We start from the raw sequence: 15,162 nt of genomic DNA, 5'->3' as shown, positions 1-15,162 counted from the left end.
GACTTCGAAGCACACTTCCTTTGTCATCCGATTGACCTACAGCTTATGGCATCCTGATGCCGTAAACAAGGCGCTAAGTTGTTCGCCAAGACATCTGATCTCATAGTGTTCAAGACAATTTATAGGCATAATGCCAGCTCATTTTTGGAGTACTCTGGTTTAAGCATGGCGCGCAATCTACTCAAACGATTTATTCCCACACCAGCTGCGATCAAAAGCAATCCCGCCCTGCACTTTTTGGGGGATTTGCTGCATGACCCCAACCTATTTCACTTAAACCGCCATTCGGTCTCTGTTGCCTTTTTTTGGGGCACCTTTCTGGCATTCGCCTTTCCATTGCCTGGGCAAATGGCCGTTGCCGCATTGGCTGCTTTATATTTCCGTTGCAATCTGCCAATCACGGTTGCGCTAGTGTGGATTACCAACCCACTAACCATTCCATTTTTCTTTTTTATCGCCTACAAAATTGGCTGCCTGATTCTTGGCATACCTGAAGAAGCATTTAAATTTGAATTGTCTTGGTCGTGGATTATGAACGAGCTAGAGCGACTAGCCCCGCCATTTTTAATGGGTTCAGTAATTATGGGATTAGTGTTGGGCGCCCTTGGCTACTTTGGCATGCAGTTTTATTGGCGCTGGCATGTGAACCACACTTGGAATAAACGCAAGAAAACACGCGCCGAAAAATTTAAAAAGTGACCCTCATTCGCTAAAGCTTTCCGCTCACTTCATCACCAATAAAAAAGCGAGCCTCAATTGAGGCTCGCTTTTTTATTGGCTGGCCAGTTAAGGCCTGACGATATCACCTTCAAGCCCGTTAACTTACTCAGGGCGCATATGGGGGAATAACAATACATCGCGGATCGACGGTGCGTTAGCAAACAGCATAATCAAGCGGTCGATACCAATCCCTTCACCTGCCGTTGGTGGCAAACCGTATTCCAAGGCGCGCACAAAGTCGGCGTCGTAATGCATGGCTTCATCATCACCGGCGTCTTTTTCACGCACTTGTTGCATGAAACGCTCAGCTTGATCTTCTGCATCATTTAACTCAGAGAAACCATTCGCTAATTCGCGCCCGCCGATAAAGAACTCAAAACGGTCAGTAACCGCTGGATTTTCGTCATTGCGGCGCGCCAAGGGTGAGACTTCAATTGGATACTCGGTAATGAAGGTAGGCTGATCCAATTTATGCTCAACGGTTTCTTCAAAAATTTCGATATGGATTTTACCGAGACCGTACGAATCCTTAACTTGAATACCCAACGCTTTTGCCGCTTGGGTTGCCCCCTCAATCGTGCTTAACTGTTCGCGCGTAATTTGCGGGTTGTATTGTAAAACTGAATCAAACACTGACATACGAGCAAATGGTTTACCAAAATCGTACTCGCTGGTTTGGTATTTCAACTTGGTGCCACCAGTCACTTCGATACACAACTTACGCAACAAGTCTTCAGTCAAATCCATCAGGTCTTTGTAATCGGCATAAGCTTGATAGAATTCCATCATAGTGAATTCTGGATTGTGACGAGTGGATACACCCTCGTTACGGAAGTTGCGGTTAATTTCAAATACGCGCTCAAAACCGCCAACCACCAAACGCTTCAAGTAGAGTTCCGGCGCGATACGTAAAAACATATCCATATCCAGCGCGTTGTGATGAGTGATAAATGGCTTGGCTGAAGCGCCGCCAGGAATCACATGCAACATAGGGGTTTCTACTTCCATAAATCCGCAGCCACTCATGTAGTTGCGAATAAAACTGATGCACTGTGAACGCAAACGGAAAGTGTCGCGCACTTCCGGATTTACAATTAAATCAACATAGCGTTGACGATAGCGAATTTCCTGATCGCTCAGGCCGTGGTATTTATCCGGCAGCGGGCGCAATGCTTTGGTCAGCAATTGATACTCTTCCAAATTCACATACAAATCGCCTTTGCCCGATTTGTGCAACGCACCTTTAACGCCGACAATATCGCCTATATCCCACAGACCCCATTTATCTTTAATGACTTCTTGCGCCGCTTTATCGGCATACAATTGGATTGAACCATCGCCATCTTGCAGCACCATAAATGGCCCACGTTTTGCCATAATACGGCCAGCAACACTCACCACCTGATTCAGCGCTTCTAATTCTTCTTTGGTTTTTTCGCCAAATTGCGCCTGCAAATCAACACTTTTATCAGCGCGACGGAAATCATTGGGGAAGGCATTGCCCTTCTCGCGAATCGCAGCCAATTTCTGGCGGCGCTCGGCAATGAGTTTATTTTCATCCTGTGCTTCTGTTTGTGCTGATTGGGTTTCGTTGCTCATAGTCTTCACTGAAGTTGAATTAAAAATGTAGGGTTAGATCTGAAAAAATTACAGACCGGCTTTTAAACTTTCGACAATAAATTGGTCGAGATCGCCATCCAACACTGCTTGCGTGTTAGAGGTCTGCGCACCGGTACGTAAATCTTTAATGCGTGAATCATCCAATACATAAGAGCGAATTTGGCTGCCCCAACCAATATCGGATTTATTATCTTCCATCGCCTGCTTATCCGCGTTGCGCTTTTGCATTTCCTGTTCGTACATTTTTGCACGCAACATTTTGTAAGCCTTGTCGCGGTTGGCATGTTGCGAGCGCTCGTTCTGGCATTGCACAACAATATTGGTTGGAATATGCGTAATACGAACGGCCGAGTCAGTTTTGTTAATGTGCTGCCCACCGGCGCCGCTGGCGCGGTAAGTGTCGATACGCAAATCTGACGGATTGATTTCAATTTCAATATTGTCATCAATTTCAGGCGAGACAAATACCGAGCAGAATGAAGTATGACGACGATTGCCGGAGTCAAAAGGCGATTTCCGCACTAACCGATGCACACCGGTTTCAGTGCGCAGCCAACCGAACGCATATTCGCCTTCAAAATAGATGGTGGCACTTTTAATACCGGCAACATCGCCAGCAGAAACTTCTTCGAGAGTAACCTTAAAACCTTTGGCCTCGCCCCAACGCAAATACATGCGCAATACAATTTCCGCCCAATCCTGCGCTTCTGTACCGCCGGAACCGGATTGAATATCGAGGTAGGCATTGTTGGCGTCGGTCTCACCGGAAAACATCCGGCGGAATTCGAGCTCACCCAACTGTTTATCCAAACGCTCAAGTTCAGCTTGAACATCTGCCACCATGGATTCGTCTTTTTCTTCCACGGCCATATCCAACAGTTCACGAGAGTCGCGCACACCGTTGTCCAGATCATCGATGGTTTTAACCACCATCTCCAATGCAGCGCGCTCGCGCCCTAAAGCTTGGGCACGTTCGGGTTTGTCCCAAACACTCGGCTCACCGAGGTCCAGTTCAACTTCGGCTAAACGTTCTTTTTTGAGATCGTAGTCAAAGATACCCCCTAAGCACATTGGTGCGCTCGGCGAGGTCTTTAAGGGCAAGTAATAAAGGATTAATTTCCATGATGATGCGCAATTTGATCCGGTTTAGGCCTGCAACAGGCAGAAAAAGCGAGGCGCGCATTCTACATGAGATGGCGCATGAGGCCAAATAACACGGCATTGCGTTCATTTTACTTACAAATATGATCTATTTGGGCTACCTGAATACGTAGAGCATCTGTATACTGCAGGCTGTAACCGGTTACACTTATTAATCACCAAAATCAAAACGATAATAACTCCCGGAGTCCTAATGAAGTATTCGATCAAATTGGCCACAGGTATCGCCCACCTCTGCATCACCCTTTTATTGGCTGCTTGTGGTGGCGGAGGCGGGAGTTCACCTACGCCAGCCACATCCAAAGCAGCATCCAGCACACTTATTTCAAGCGCCGCATCTAACTCGATCGCACCATCCAGCTCAAGCAGCTCGTCTATCCAGGCATCCTCGTCGAGCCTACCGTCAACTGCCAAATGCACTATTGACGGTAAGCAGTGGAATGTTTGTACCAGCGCTAGCAACAATTGGAATTTTGAGGGCGGCCACTATTGCATAGCTCAAGCATACTGCCCTACAAACCGTACCAGTCTTCCTATCGGAGCATTGCGCTCGGCGCCAATTGACCCCAACGCAAACGCCAAAACCCAAGCCACCTTTACCTACTTAAAAAGTATCTGGGGGCAAAAAACACTATCGGGCCAACAGGACTTAACCTGGAAAGATTCTATTGATATGGCTGGACGTGTTTTTGCCGATACCGGTAAATACCCAGCGATCATGGGCTATGACTTTATGAATTACGGTATGACCGCAAGCTGGGTGGAGGGCTTACGACAAACCCAAGAGGCCATCGACTACGCAAACAAAGGTGGACTCATTACATTTGCCTGGCACTGGCGAGATCCCGCATTATTGAATACCACCAATGTTAATAACGCCCAGTTTTACACCAAGGACACCAACTTTCAGATCCCTGTTAAGGACGGTGAGCTAGACACTGGCAGCGCCGCTTATACCCAAATTAATGCAGGCATTGATTTAATTGCCGGAGAGCTAAAGAAACTCAATGATGCGAATGTAAGCATATTGTGGCGCCCACTACACGAAGCCTCAGGCAATAACGGCAACGGTTGGTTTTGGTGGGGACGCAGCCGTACCGATGGGGTCCCTCAAGCATTCGCTCAAGTTTTACTCTGGCAACACATGTATGACCGATTAACCAATCACCATGGGCTACACAATTTGTTATGGGTGTGGAATGGGCAGAATGCCGCTTGGTATCCCGGCGACAACTACGTGGATATTGTCAGCCACGATATTTATGACAGTACTGACAACAAAACCTATAAATCGCAAATCGCAACCTATACACAAGCGCGCAAATACCCGTTTGAAACCAAGATGGTCGCATTAAGCGAAAATAGCTACATCCCCGACCCGGATAAAATCGCAACTGATGGCGCTTGGTGGTTATGGTTTATGACCTGGAATGACAGCGACACTGCAGCAGGAGTAACTAGCGCAGACAACTTTTGGACTGGTGAGCACTACAACACCAATGCGCACAAAACCAAGGTTTACAACCACACGAACGTTATTACGCTCGATGAGTTACCCGCCCTGTAAACAATCAATAAAAAAGGAGATCGAGTGATCTCCTTTTTTAGTTTTTATGCATCTAACCGAGCACATCAACAAATATTAATCATCTGAAATCTCAATCGTTGGCATAGCTTGGTTGGCATTATGTTGCTGGATATTCGCCACCAGCTTGCGTGCAATTGCACGATATTTTTGGCTGACCGCTGATTCAGGATCGGCCGCAACAGAAGGTTTTCCCTGATCTGCGTCGGCGCGAATAGACAAATCTAACGGCAGAGAACCGAGCAGTTCAGTTTGATAATCCCGCGCGATACGCTCGCCGCCGCCCTCACCAAAAATATGCTCTTCATGGCCGCAATTTGAGCAGGTGTGCATTGCCATATTTTCAATCACACCCAAAATAGGCACATTCACTTTACGGAACATTTCTATGCCTTTTTTGGCATCCAGCAAGGCGATGTCTTGCGGTGTAGTAACAATCACAGCGCCGGTGACCGGAACTTTTTGTGCGAGTGTAATTTGAATATCACCGGTGCCGGGCGGCATATCAATAACTAAATAATCCAGATTGTCCCAGCGAGTTTGCATCAGCAGTTGCTGCAGCGCACCTGTCGCCATCGGACCGCGCCACAACATCGGCGTATCTTCGGTAACCAAATATCCCATAGAAATCGATTGGATGCCGTAAGCATTGATCGGCAGCATTTGTTGCTTACCCTGCTCACCTACGATGTCCGGACGGCGCTGCCCTACGCCCAGCATTTGTGGCTGACTGGGTCCGTAAATATCAGCATCCAAAATACCCACGCGCGCACCTTCTGCCGCCAAGGCCAAAGCAAGGTTTACCGCCGTAGTAGACTTACCTACACCACCCTTACCCGATGCCACCGCAATAATATTTTTTACCTGCGGAATCGCTTGGGAATGTGCCGTACCTTGAGTTGTTGCCATAAATTAGACCTCTACCAAAAACGATCGAACAGCACTTTTTGAGCTGATGAAAATTGGCTGCACCCTAACAAAAAAGGGTGCCAAATGGCACCCTTTTTTACTGCTAACGAACTTGTCATCAACAGGATTATTATTGGTTAAGTTAGTTTACTTCAGCTAACTCTTCCAGATTGTCACGATCATGTTGGTGATCTTTAGCCAGCAACATATAAACCGATGGCAAGACAAACAAGGTAAAGAAGGTACCTATAGTCATACCCAACACCAGTACGATACCAATTGCATTACGCGCCTCAGCACCTGCGCCCGCCGCAAATATCAATGGCGTGTGACCGGCAATTGTGGCCACGCTGGTCATCATTACCGGACGCAAACGCAATGAAGACGCTTCGCGGATTGCATCCAATTTTGCCATGCCTTCTTCCTGCAATTTATTGGCAAACTCCACTACCAAAATACCGTTCCGCGCAATCAAGCCCATCAAGGTAACCAAGCCAACTTGCGAATAGATATTCAGTGTCGTGGTAAAACCATCGGTAAAGAACGGAATGGGCATAGGTATTTTCCAGAAGGTAAATAACAGGGCACCAAACATTGCCAGAGGCACTGAACCCGCCAAAATAACCAGCGGATCACGGAAGCTGTTGTATTGCGCCGACAACACCAAAAAGATCATCACAATTGCCATCAAGAAAGCCGGTAAAAATGTATTGCCTTCACGAATCAACTGCCGCGATTCACCGGTGTAATCAATGGTGTAACTTTTCGGCAGAATTTTACGCGCTTCAGCTTCAACATGCGCCAAGGCTTGCCCCAAGGGTGCACCGGTAACACCGCTGATTTTTACCGCATTAAGCTGCTGCATACGATTAATCGTGCGCGGCTCAGTAGAGTGACTAATGCTGGCAACCTGATCCAAACGAATTAAATTATTGTCCGGGCCGGTGACATAAAGACTCGCCAAATCATCCGGATTTAAACGCTCTACCCGCTTAACTTGTGGAATCACTTTGTAGCTTTGACCTGCCATATTGAAGCGATTGACATAACCACCACCCAATAAGGTTCCAACATCGTTAGTGACTGTCTGCAAATTCAAACCGAGATCAGCTACTTTTTCGCGATCAATACTGAGTTTGTAATCCGGCTGATCAACTTTTACATCCAATGTTTGGAAATAAAACATGCCAGACTTCACCATGATCTCTTGCACTTTTAATGCGTAATCATAAATTTCTTTAATGTCCGCGGTAGATGCCAACACTATTTCCACCGGGAACTGACCACCACCAGGCAATGCCGGCGGGGTAATAGGCAGAATTCTTACACCGGCAATGGCCGATAATTTCTGTTGCACTTCCGGCATGATTTCAAACACATCGCGATCGCGATCTTCCCAAGGTTTGGTCACCATGCCGGAAAAACCACCGGTAGGAAACGTCAACTGGAAAGTAAAGTCCGTCTCTGGAACACTCATAAAGACTTCGTTAACTTGTTTACCGTAATGCGATGCCTGATCCACAGTGGAGTTGGCTTGTGAATCCACTATACCGAAAATAACACCCTGATCTTCTGTAGGTGCTAACTCTTTGGGCGACATGTTATAGAGCGGAAAACACAAAATAGTAATGCCAATCCAGAAAACATAGATACCTGCGCGGTTCTGTAAACTCGCCGCTAACTTACGGCCATACCATTCACGAAAGCGTTCAAATGGTTTTTCCAGAGGCGCTTTTAAACCGGTATGGGGTTTGAGCATGCGCGAACCCAGCATCGGCGATAAGGTAATAGCAACAATCGCGGAAATTGTTACCGCACCTGCCAGCGTAATTGCAAATTCGCGGAACAATGAGCCAATCAAACCACCTTGTAAACCGATGGGGATATACACAGAAGCCAATGTCACTGTCATAGCCAAAATCGGCCCCGCCAATTCGCGCGCAGAAAGAATGGCCGCTTGAAACGGTTTCATTCCATCTTGAATATGACGCTCAATGTTCTCCACCATCACGATAGCATCATCCACTACCAAACCAACACAGAGCACAATTGAAAGCAGCGTTAACAAGTTCAGCGAGAAGCCACACACCTGCATAATAAACAGCGCGCCCACTAACGAAAGTGGAATCGCCAACACAGGAATAATGACCGAACGACTAAAACCAAGGAACAAGAAAATAACGACAACAATAATCAACAAGGTTTCCGTCAATGTTTTAATGACTTCATTAATTGCTGCATCGATATATTCAGTTGAGTCATAGGCGACAGTGCCCGACAAGCCCGTGGGCAATTCGGCCTTAATAGCCTCCATTTCTTTATTAACAGCTTTCATTACATCCAATGCGTTGGCATTGGGCGCAACCCAAACTCCCATAAATACCGCAGTGTCGCCCGAGTAGTTAACCACCGTATCGTAGTTTTCAGCACCCAATGCAACATCAGCAATATCGCTTAAACGGATAATGCCGTCGGCAGAATTGCGAATAACCAACTGTTTAAATTCATCAACACTTTTTAAATCTGTATCTGCACGCAAATTCACTTGGGTATAAGTGCCGCGAGTTTGCCCTACCGCTGCTTGTACGTTATTTGCAGCCAATGCCGCGCGAACTTGCACCGGCGTCACGTTTAGTGCAGCCATGCGTTCAGGCTTAAGCCAAATACGCATCGCAAAGGTTCTGCCACCCAATACATCTGCTTTTTGTACACCAGCAACTGCGGTTAAGCGCGGCTGAATTGAACGAGTTAAAAAATCTGTGATTTGGTTTTGCTCAAGAATTTCCGAACTAAAACTTAAATACGCCGCCGCAAATTGTGAGTCCGCAGCTTCAATACGAATGGCGGGCACCTCGGCTTCCGGAGGCAAATCACCGCGCACCTGATTCACCTTGGCCGAAATTTCAGTCATGGCTTTGAGCGGGTCATAATTCAAACGCAAGTGTGCAGTGACAGTAGACATCCCCATCGCACTTTGTGACTCGATGTAATCAATCCCGCCTGCAGATGCAATCGCACGTTCAATAGGTGTAGTGATAAACCCGCGCACTAGCTCCGCATTCGCACCGACATATACGGTGTTAATAATAATCACGGAAATATCGCTGCGCGGATATTGGCGTACAGTCAGATTGGAACCTGCCTGTATACCCAAAATTAAAATAAGCAGGCTCACCACTATAGCGAGCACCGGCCGTTTGATAAAAATATCAGTAAATTTCATAAGTAAGGCTCATGGGCTTTTTGGCTTATGGAGTAAAGCGTTGAGAAATGGAGCGCCCACAAAACGAGGGCGCACACTGCATTCACTGTTAGCTGTCAGCAGGGGTTGGCTCGAGCTTAAACTCTGGCGTTGGCAAAGCACTAACGGTTACCGCTTGACCATTTAATAATTTAAAGGCACCCGCACTGGCAACTACATCACCTGCTTTTAAACCATCAACAATTTCTACAAAATCACCGCGCGCTTTACCTAAGCGCACAAACTGTTGCCGCGCTTTAAAGGTGCCGGGTTTTTCACCCGCTTCAATAATAAAAACCGTATCGCCAAAGGGGGCATAAATCACCGCGGTACTCGGTACGGCTAATACCTCTTGCGGGTTAGATAAAGTCACTTTGGTTTCAACTGCCATACCAGGAATCAGCTGGCTTTTTTCATTTTGTAAATAAGATTGCACTATCGCATTGCGTGTTACAGCACTAATTTCCGCACCTATCGCGGTAATTTCACCTTTAATTGTTGCGTCTGAGCCATCGCCCACATTTACCTCAACAGGTAAACCGCGATCCATTTGTACCAGCCAGAACTGAGGCACCGGAAAATTAACTCGCACTGTATTGGTCGCCTGTAGCGACACAATTTCGCCACCCACTTGCAAGTCTTCACCCAAGTCAACCTTGCGGATACCCAAGCGTCCATCAAACGGAGCGCGCACGACTTTTTTCTCTAGCGTGGTTTTGAGGTCATTCACATCACCTTGTGCAGACTCCATTTGCTGTACCGCAGTATCAAGTTCGCTTTGCGAAACCGTATTGCGCTGACGCAGTGCAACCAAGCGCTCGTGATTGGATTTGGCCAAACGCAAACGCGCCTCAGCAGCACTCAATTGCGCCTGCTCGTTACCTGACTCTTGCACCAGAATCACAGTACCTTTCTTAACCTGCTCACCTGACTTAAAGCGAATATCTTTCACCTTACCCGCAACTTCAGCGGCAATCACAATACCTTCAGAAGCCTCCACCGTACCCATTGCAGTATATATGTTGGGCCACTGCTGAACTTCTGCCGTAAACGTGCTGACTGTCTCGGAAGGTGGTGGCGTATTTTCACCTGCACTCACCATGGCGGCTATCTGACCACCCTTAATACCGCCGACAATCAGCACCATTCCTATAAGGCTTGCTACGGCAACGCCGATTGATTTCACATTGTTCATAGATGAGGAACCATTGAGAGGAGAAAAAGAAATTACGACCAGAGCTGTATAGACACGCGGAGGGAGGCGATAAATCGACGGTATCCCAACCATTAACTTCGGCATTTTTCAGCCAAAGAATTGTTGCACAGCCACTGATTAAAACAAAAATCAACAAATGTCACAAAATGTAAAGGTATCCCAAACAATTTGGCCAGCAAGGAAGCCCTGCCGACCATTTGGTCGGTTAGGAGATACTAGTCCTTTTTAATGACAGATCCAAGAAATTGTTGAGTTTAGTAACAATTCATGACAATCATCATTTAGTAAACCAGCCATTCTCCATAGATGGGTGACAAGAACTGTCAGCAGCTATACTTTTTCGTTCGATTCAGGAGAGCTAATAGATTTAAACGCACTACTCAACATGTAATCTGCGGAATATTCTGATATGCCTTGCCATACAGGCTCATTAACAGTGCCGACACAATAAACATCTCCTGTAATTTTGTTCAACAGGTCACACAATGACCTATAGCGAACCAGCGAATCCCCAACAATATCCCCTTCAATCAGCACCACATTTGAACAATCGACAATAAAAGGTTGCTCTTTCATCAATATCCAGACACCGACAGCCTCAATCTGGATACGAATTAGATCGCATTGATATTTTTGAATGGAATCTATTTTAGGAATAAATTGACGAAATTTGTGCCCAGCAGAAAACAAAGAGGAAGCTTTGAGCCTTGCACCAATCACGCCGGCCAGTGACAAATGGCGCTCGATTAGCTTGGTCTTATTAAAACCAACATAGGGATCAGGATAAAAAATCAATGTGTGAGTAGCCATAAAATCATCCTTGCTATTCGTGTTAAATAGATCACTCCGTGATTGGCCAGAATTCAATCAAAGATCTCACCAAAAATCAACAAGTCAAATCAGTCGAGCTTATCGAGAAGTCTGGTAGGATTTGCCCTCTACTGACTCACTCAAGGATTATCTATGACCTGGGCACCCCACGTAACTGTTGCCACCATTGTTGAACGCGACAACCGCTTTTTAATGGTGTACGAAGAAGCCGATGGCAAAAAAGTGTACAACCAACCTGCTGGTCACTTAGACCCCAACGAAACACTGCAGGCAGCGGCGATTCGCGAAACACTGGAAGAAACGGGTTGGACGGTGAAATTAACCGGGGTTGTAGGGGTGAATTTATATACCGCACCCAGCAATGGAATTACCTACTTTCGCACCACATTCATTGCCGAAGCGGTTAGTCATGATGCTGAGCGCGCGCTGGATACAGGCATTATCGAAGCAGTTTGGCTTACTTATGAAGAGTTGCTGGCGCGCAAAGCTGAGCTGCGCAGCCCGATGACACTGCAAATCATTGAGGAATATCGTGCTGGGCGCCGCTTTCCCCTCAGCGTTGTTGGGTGATCTTGTCGGCTAAGGTGGCAGTGAAGGGCTGGGGCAGGTAAAATGCCCGCCTTTCCCTTTCCTTGCAGTTGCTCCTTATGTCAGATGTTATTCCCGCTGTTGCCTCGGGCCCAAAAGTGATCGTTGGAATGTCCGGCGGTGTCGATTCTTCAGTCTCTGCCCTGCTCCTGAAGCAACAGGGTTATCAGGTCGAAGGCCTGTTTATGAAGAACTGGGATGAGGACGACGGCACCGAATACTGTACCGCCAAGGCGGATTTGGCCGATGCTGAAATGGTTTGCGAACGCATTGGCATCAAACTGCATACCGCCAACTTTGCATCGGAATACTGGGATAACGTATTTGAACACTTTCTCGAAGAATATAAAGCTGGGCGCACGCCCAACCCAGATATCCTCTGCAACCGCGAAATCAAATTCAAAGTATTTATGGAATACGCGCGCAAACTGGGCGGTGAGCTGATTGCCACCGGTCACTATGTGCGCCGCGCTGATCGCGATGGCCATGCACATCTATTAAAAGGCCTAGACCCCAACAAAGACCAAAGCTACTTTTTACATGCGGTGGGCGAAGCTGAGTTCGCCAAATCCTTGTTCCCTGTAGGCGAGCTGGAAAAACCGGAAGTGCGCCGGATTGCAGAAGAACACGGTCTGGTAACCCACAACAAAAAAGACAGCACCGGCATTTGTTTTATTGGCGAGCGCCGTTTTAAAGATTTTTTGCAGCAATATTTGCCCGCACAGCCGGGGGAGATTCAAACCCCCGATGGCAAAGTGATTGGCGAACATATGGGTTTGATGTACCACACCATTGGTCAGCGTCAGGGCTTGGGTATAGGTGGTGTTAAAGGCGCGAATGAGGAGCCTTGGTTTGTGGTGCAGAAAGATTTGGTGCGCAATGTATTGGTTGCCGTACAAGGTACAGACCACCCGCTTCTGTATACCAATCATTTAATCGCTCAACAGGCCCATTGGATTAATGGCACTCCGCCCTCATCTACTATTACCTGCACCGCTAAAACACGTTATCGCCAACCCGATCAGGCCTGTGTGGTAACACTATTGGCCGATGGCACACTCGATGTGATCTTTGAACAGCCACAGCGCGCGGTTACACCTGGGCAATCTGTTGTTTTTTATGCGGATGATATTTGCCTCGGCGGTGCAGTAATCGAATCGACTGATAATCGCTAATCCATTAACAAGCCCTTTTTAAGTAGCTAAGAGAATTTCGCGTGAGCAAAAACTGGCAAGACATTACCCTCGCCCTCGCTGGCGTATTTCAGGCAACCGCCATGGTGGAACAGGTTGCAAAAACTGGCCATGTCCCGCCCGATGCCTATAAGTGCAGTATTGAAAGCATGCTCGACCTGAATCCTGAAAGTACACTCGCGGTTTACGGCGGCAACTTGGAAAACCTGCGCACTGGCCTAGAAGTGATGCGCGAACTCTTGCGCCCCGGTTCGCAAAAACATCGCGAAACACTGCGTTACGGATTGGGCGTATTACATCTGCAGAAAAAACTTGCCGGGCGCCGCGATATGCTGGGTGTTATTGGCAGCCGCTTGGAGCAAGTGGCACAACAAGCACAACATTTTTCATCGACGCACGAAAATGTTATCGCCAATTTGGGCACACTTTATACCGAAACCCTGAGCACGTTCCGTTTTCGCATCCAGGTGAATGGCGACTACAATTACCTGCAACAACAGCGTATCGCCAACCAAATCCGCGCCTTGCTGCTCGCCTCAGTGCGCTCAGCAATTCTCTGGCGACAAGTCGGCGGCAATCGCCTGCAACTCTTGTTTTATCGCAAACATATCGCACAACAGGTGGATGACTTTTTGCGCCGCATGTAATCCGGCCAAATCACACCCAGAACTCCCATTTCATTATTAACTTTTCATTTTCAAACGAGACGCATCATGGACAATTCATTTAATACGCTCACCGCGCTTAATGCGGTATCTCCGGTCGATGGCCGTTACGGCAGCAAAACCATTGCACTGCGCAGCATTTTCAGTGAATTCGGCTTGATCCGTTTCCGTGTCGAAGTGGAAGTGCGTTGGCTGCAACAACTCAGCCGCCTTGCTAGTGTACCCGAAGTACCGGCATTTAGCGCAGCGACCAATGCAGTGCTCGATAAAATTGTTTCTGACTTTAACGAAGCCGATGCACAAGCGGTAAAAGATATTGAGCGCACCACCAACCACGATGTAAAAGCGGTTGAGTATTTCCTCAAAAATAAATTTGCCGGCAATTCCGAACTCGAAGCGGTATTAGAATTTGTTCACTTCGCCTGTACCTCAGAAGATATTAACAACCTGTCGCATGCGTTGATGCTGCGCGAAGGCCGTAAAGTATTTTTGCAAGATGCGGAAGCGATTATTGATGGTATCGCTAAACTGGCACACGACTACGCCGAAGATTCAATGCTGTCGCGCACCCATGGCCAAACCGCATCACCTACTACTGTGGGTAAAGAAATGGCGAACGTGGCTGCGCGCTTGCGCCGCCAGTTAAAAACGGTCAAAGAAGTGGAATTGCTTGGAAAAATTAACGGTGCTGTGGGTAACTACAATGCACATTTGTCTGCATACCCGGATGTCGATTGGCAAGCAAACGCACAGGAGTTTGTAGAGAGTTTAGGTTTAAGTTGGAACCCCTACACAACGCAAATCGAACCACACGATTACATCGCCGAATTATTTGATGCGATTGCACGCTTCAATACTATCGTAATCGATTTTGACCGCGACATTTGGGGTTACATTTCACTCGGCTACTTCAAACAAAAAACCATCGCTGGCGAAGTGGGTTCATCCACCATGCCACACAAAGTGAACCCGATTGATTTTGAAAACTCCGAAGGCAACTTGGGCATCGCCAATGCGATTTTCACCCATCTCGCCCAAAAGCTGCCCATCTCTCGCTGGCAACGCGATCTGACTGACTCCACCGTATTGCGCAATATGGGTGTTGGTTTTGGCTACGGCATGATTGCCTATGCATCCACTTTGAAAGGTATGGGCAAACTGGAAATTAACCGCGCGCGTCTCGCCGAAGACCTGAACAACTCATGGGAAGTATTGGCTGAACCGATTCAAACTATTATGCGCCGCTACAACGTCGCAGAGCCCTATGAGAAATTAAAAGCCCTGACTCGCGGCCAAACTATTAACCGCGAAGTGCTGGCAGCGTTTGTAGAGACTTTGGATATTCCCGAACACGCCAAACAAACCATGCGCGAGCTAACGCCCGCCAATTACATTGGTAATGCGGTAGATCAAGCCAAGGCGATTTAAACCGT

Annotated in this window: 12 protein-coding genes; 6 read left to right on the top strand and 6 right to left on the bottom strand. The window is 47.3% G+C overall.

All coding sequences use genetic code 11. The features are described 5' to 3' along the window. Positions 1-165 precede the first annotated feature (165 nt). On the top strand, positions 166-699 hold the full coding sequence (locus AWU77_RS16240) for a DUF2062 domain-containing protein (protein ID WP_062065593.1): 534 nt from the start codon (positions 166-168) through the stop codon (positions 697-699). A gap of 123 nt (positions 700-822) precedes the next feature. Here the strand turns inward: AWU77_RS16240 and lysS are convergent, their stop codons facing one another. After that, a complete protein-coding gene (gene lysS / locus AWU77_RS16235; RefSeq protein ID WP_062065589.1) occupies positions 823-2,319 on the bottom strand; it encodes a lysine--tRNA ligase in 1,497 nt (498 codons plus the stop codon). Positions 2,320-2,367: 48 nt separating this feature from the next. Next, positions 2,368-3,463, bottom strand: a protein-coding gene (gene prfB / locus AWU77_RS16230; RefSeq protein WP_152625383.1) for a peptide chain release factor 2 whose coding sequence is annotated in 2 segments (ribosomal slippage) — positions 2,368-3,390 and positions 3,392-3,463 — 1,095 coding nt in all. Because the reading frame shifts where the segments join, the coding sequence is not laid out codon by codon here. Positions 3,464-3,694: 231 nt separating this feature from the next. On the opposite strand from prfB, the gene AWU77_RS16225 reads away from it, so the two are divergent. After that, positions 3,695-5,068, top strand: a complete 1,374-nt coding sequence (locus tag AWU77_RS16225) for a glycosyl hydrolase (RefSeq protein WP_062065586.1) — start codon at positions 3,695-3,697, stop codon at positions 5,066-5,068. Positions 5,069-5,143: 75 nt separating this feature from the next. Here the strand turns inward: AWU77_RS16225 and apbC are convergent, their stop codons facing one another. The 4 genes from apbC to AWU77_RS16205 form a co-directional block, all read right to left on the bottom strand. Beyond that, positions 5,144-5,995, bottom strand: coding sequence for an iron-sulfur cluster carrier protein ApbC (gene apbC / locus AWU77_RS16220; RefSeq protein ID WP_084618497.1), 852 nt, complete (start codon positions 5,993-5,995; stop codon positions 5,144-5,146). A 142-nt stretch (positions 5,996-6,137) separates the two neighbouring features. Next, positions 6,138-9,218, bottom strand: coding sequence for an efflux RND transporter permease subunit (locus tag AWU77_RS16215; protein WP_062065583.1), 3,081 nt, complete (start codon positions 9,216-9,218; stop codon positions 6,138-6,140). Between the two features lie 88 nt (positions 9,219-9,306). Continuing rightward, positions 9,307-10,431, bottom strand: coding sequence for an efflux RND transporter periplasmic adaptor subunit (locus AWU77_RS16210; protein ID WP_062065580.1), 1,125 nt, complete (start codon positions 10,429-10,431; stop codon positions 9,307-9,309). Between the two features lie 351 nt (positions 10,432-10,782). Continuing rightward, complete coding sequence (locus AWU77_RS16205) at positions 10,783-11,262, bottom strand: hypothetical protein (protein ID WP_062065577.1); 480 nt, start codon at positions 11,260-11,262, stop codon at positions 10,783-10,785. 153 nt (positions 11,263-11,415) lie between these two features. On the opposite strand from AWU77_RS16205, the gene AWU77_RS16200 reads away from it, so the two are divergent. The 4 genes from AWU77_RS16200 to purB all read left to right on the top strand — a co-directional run bounded on the left by AWU77_RS16200 (position 11,416) and on the right by purB (position 15,157). Next, positions 11,416-11,853 (top strand): NUDIX hydrolase, encoded by a 438-nt coding sequence (locus AWU77_RS16200; protein ID WP_062065574.1) that lies wholly within the window; start codon positions 11,416-11,418, stop codon positions 11,851-11,853. A gap of 77 nt (positions 11,854-11,930) precedes the next feature. Then, complete coding sequence (mnmA, locus tag AWU77_RS16195) at positions 11,931-13,046, top strand: tRNA 2-thiouridine(34) synthase MnmA (RefSeq protein WP_062065571.1); 1,116 nt, start codon at positions 11,931-11,933, stop codon at positions 13,044-13,046. A 41-nt stretch (positions 13,047-13,087) separates the two neighbouring features. Further along, positions 13,088-13,711 (top strand): high frequency lysogenization protein HflD, encoded by a 624-nt coding sequence (gene hflD, locus AWU77_RS16190; protein ID WP_062065568.1) that lies wholly within the window; start codon positions 13,088-13,090, stop codon positions 13,709-13,711. Between the two features lie 66 nt (positions 13,712-13,777). Continuing rightward, positions 13,778-15,157 carry an adenylosuccinate lyase gene (gene purB, locus AWU77_RS16185; protein WP_062065565.1) on the top strand — a complete coding sequence of 460 codons (1,380 nt, stop codon included), beginning with the start codon at positions 13,778-13,780 and terminating at the stop codon, positions 15,155-15,157. The last annotated feature ends 5 nt before the right edge of the window (positions 15,158-15,162 follow it).

Source organism: Cellvibrio sp. OA-2007 (genome assembly GCF_000953825.1).
Lineage (GTDB): Bacteria > Pseudomonadota > Gammaproteobacteria > Pseudomonadales > Cellvibrionaceae > Cellvibrio.
The sequence above is the reverse complement of the archived record's forward strand: the minus strand, read 5'-3'. Positions and strand labels throughout refer to the sequence as shown.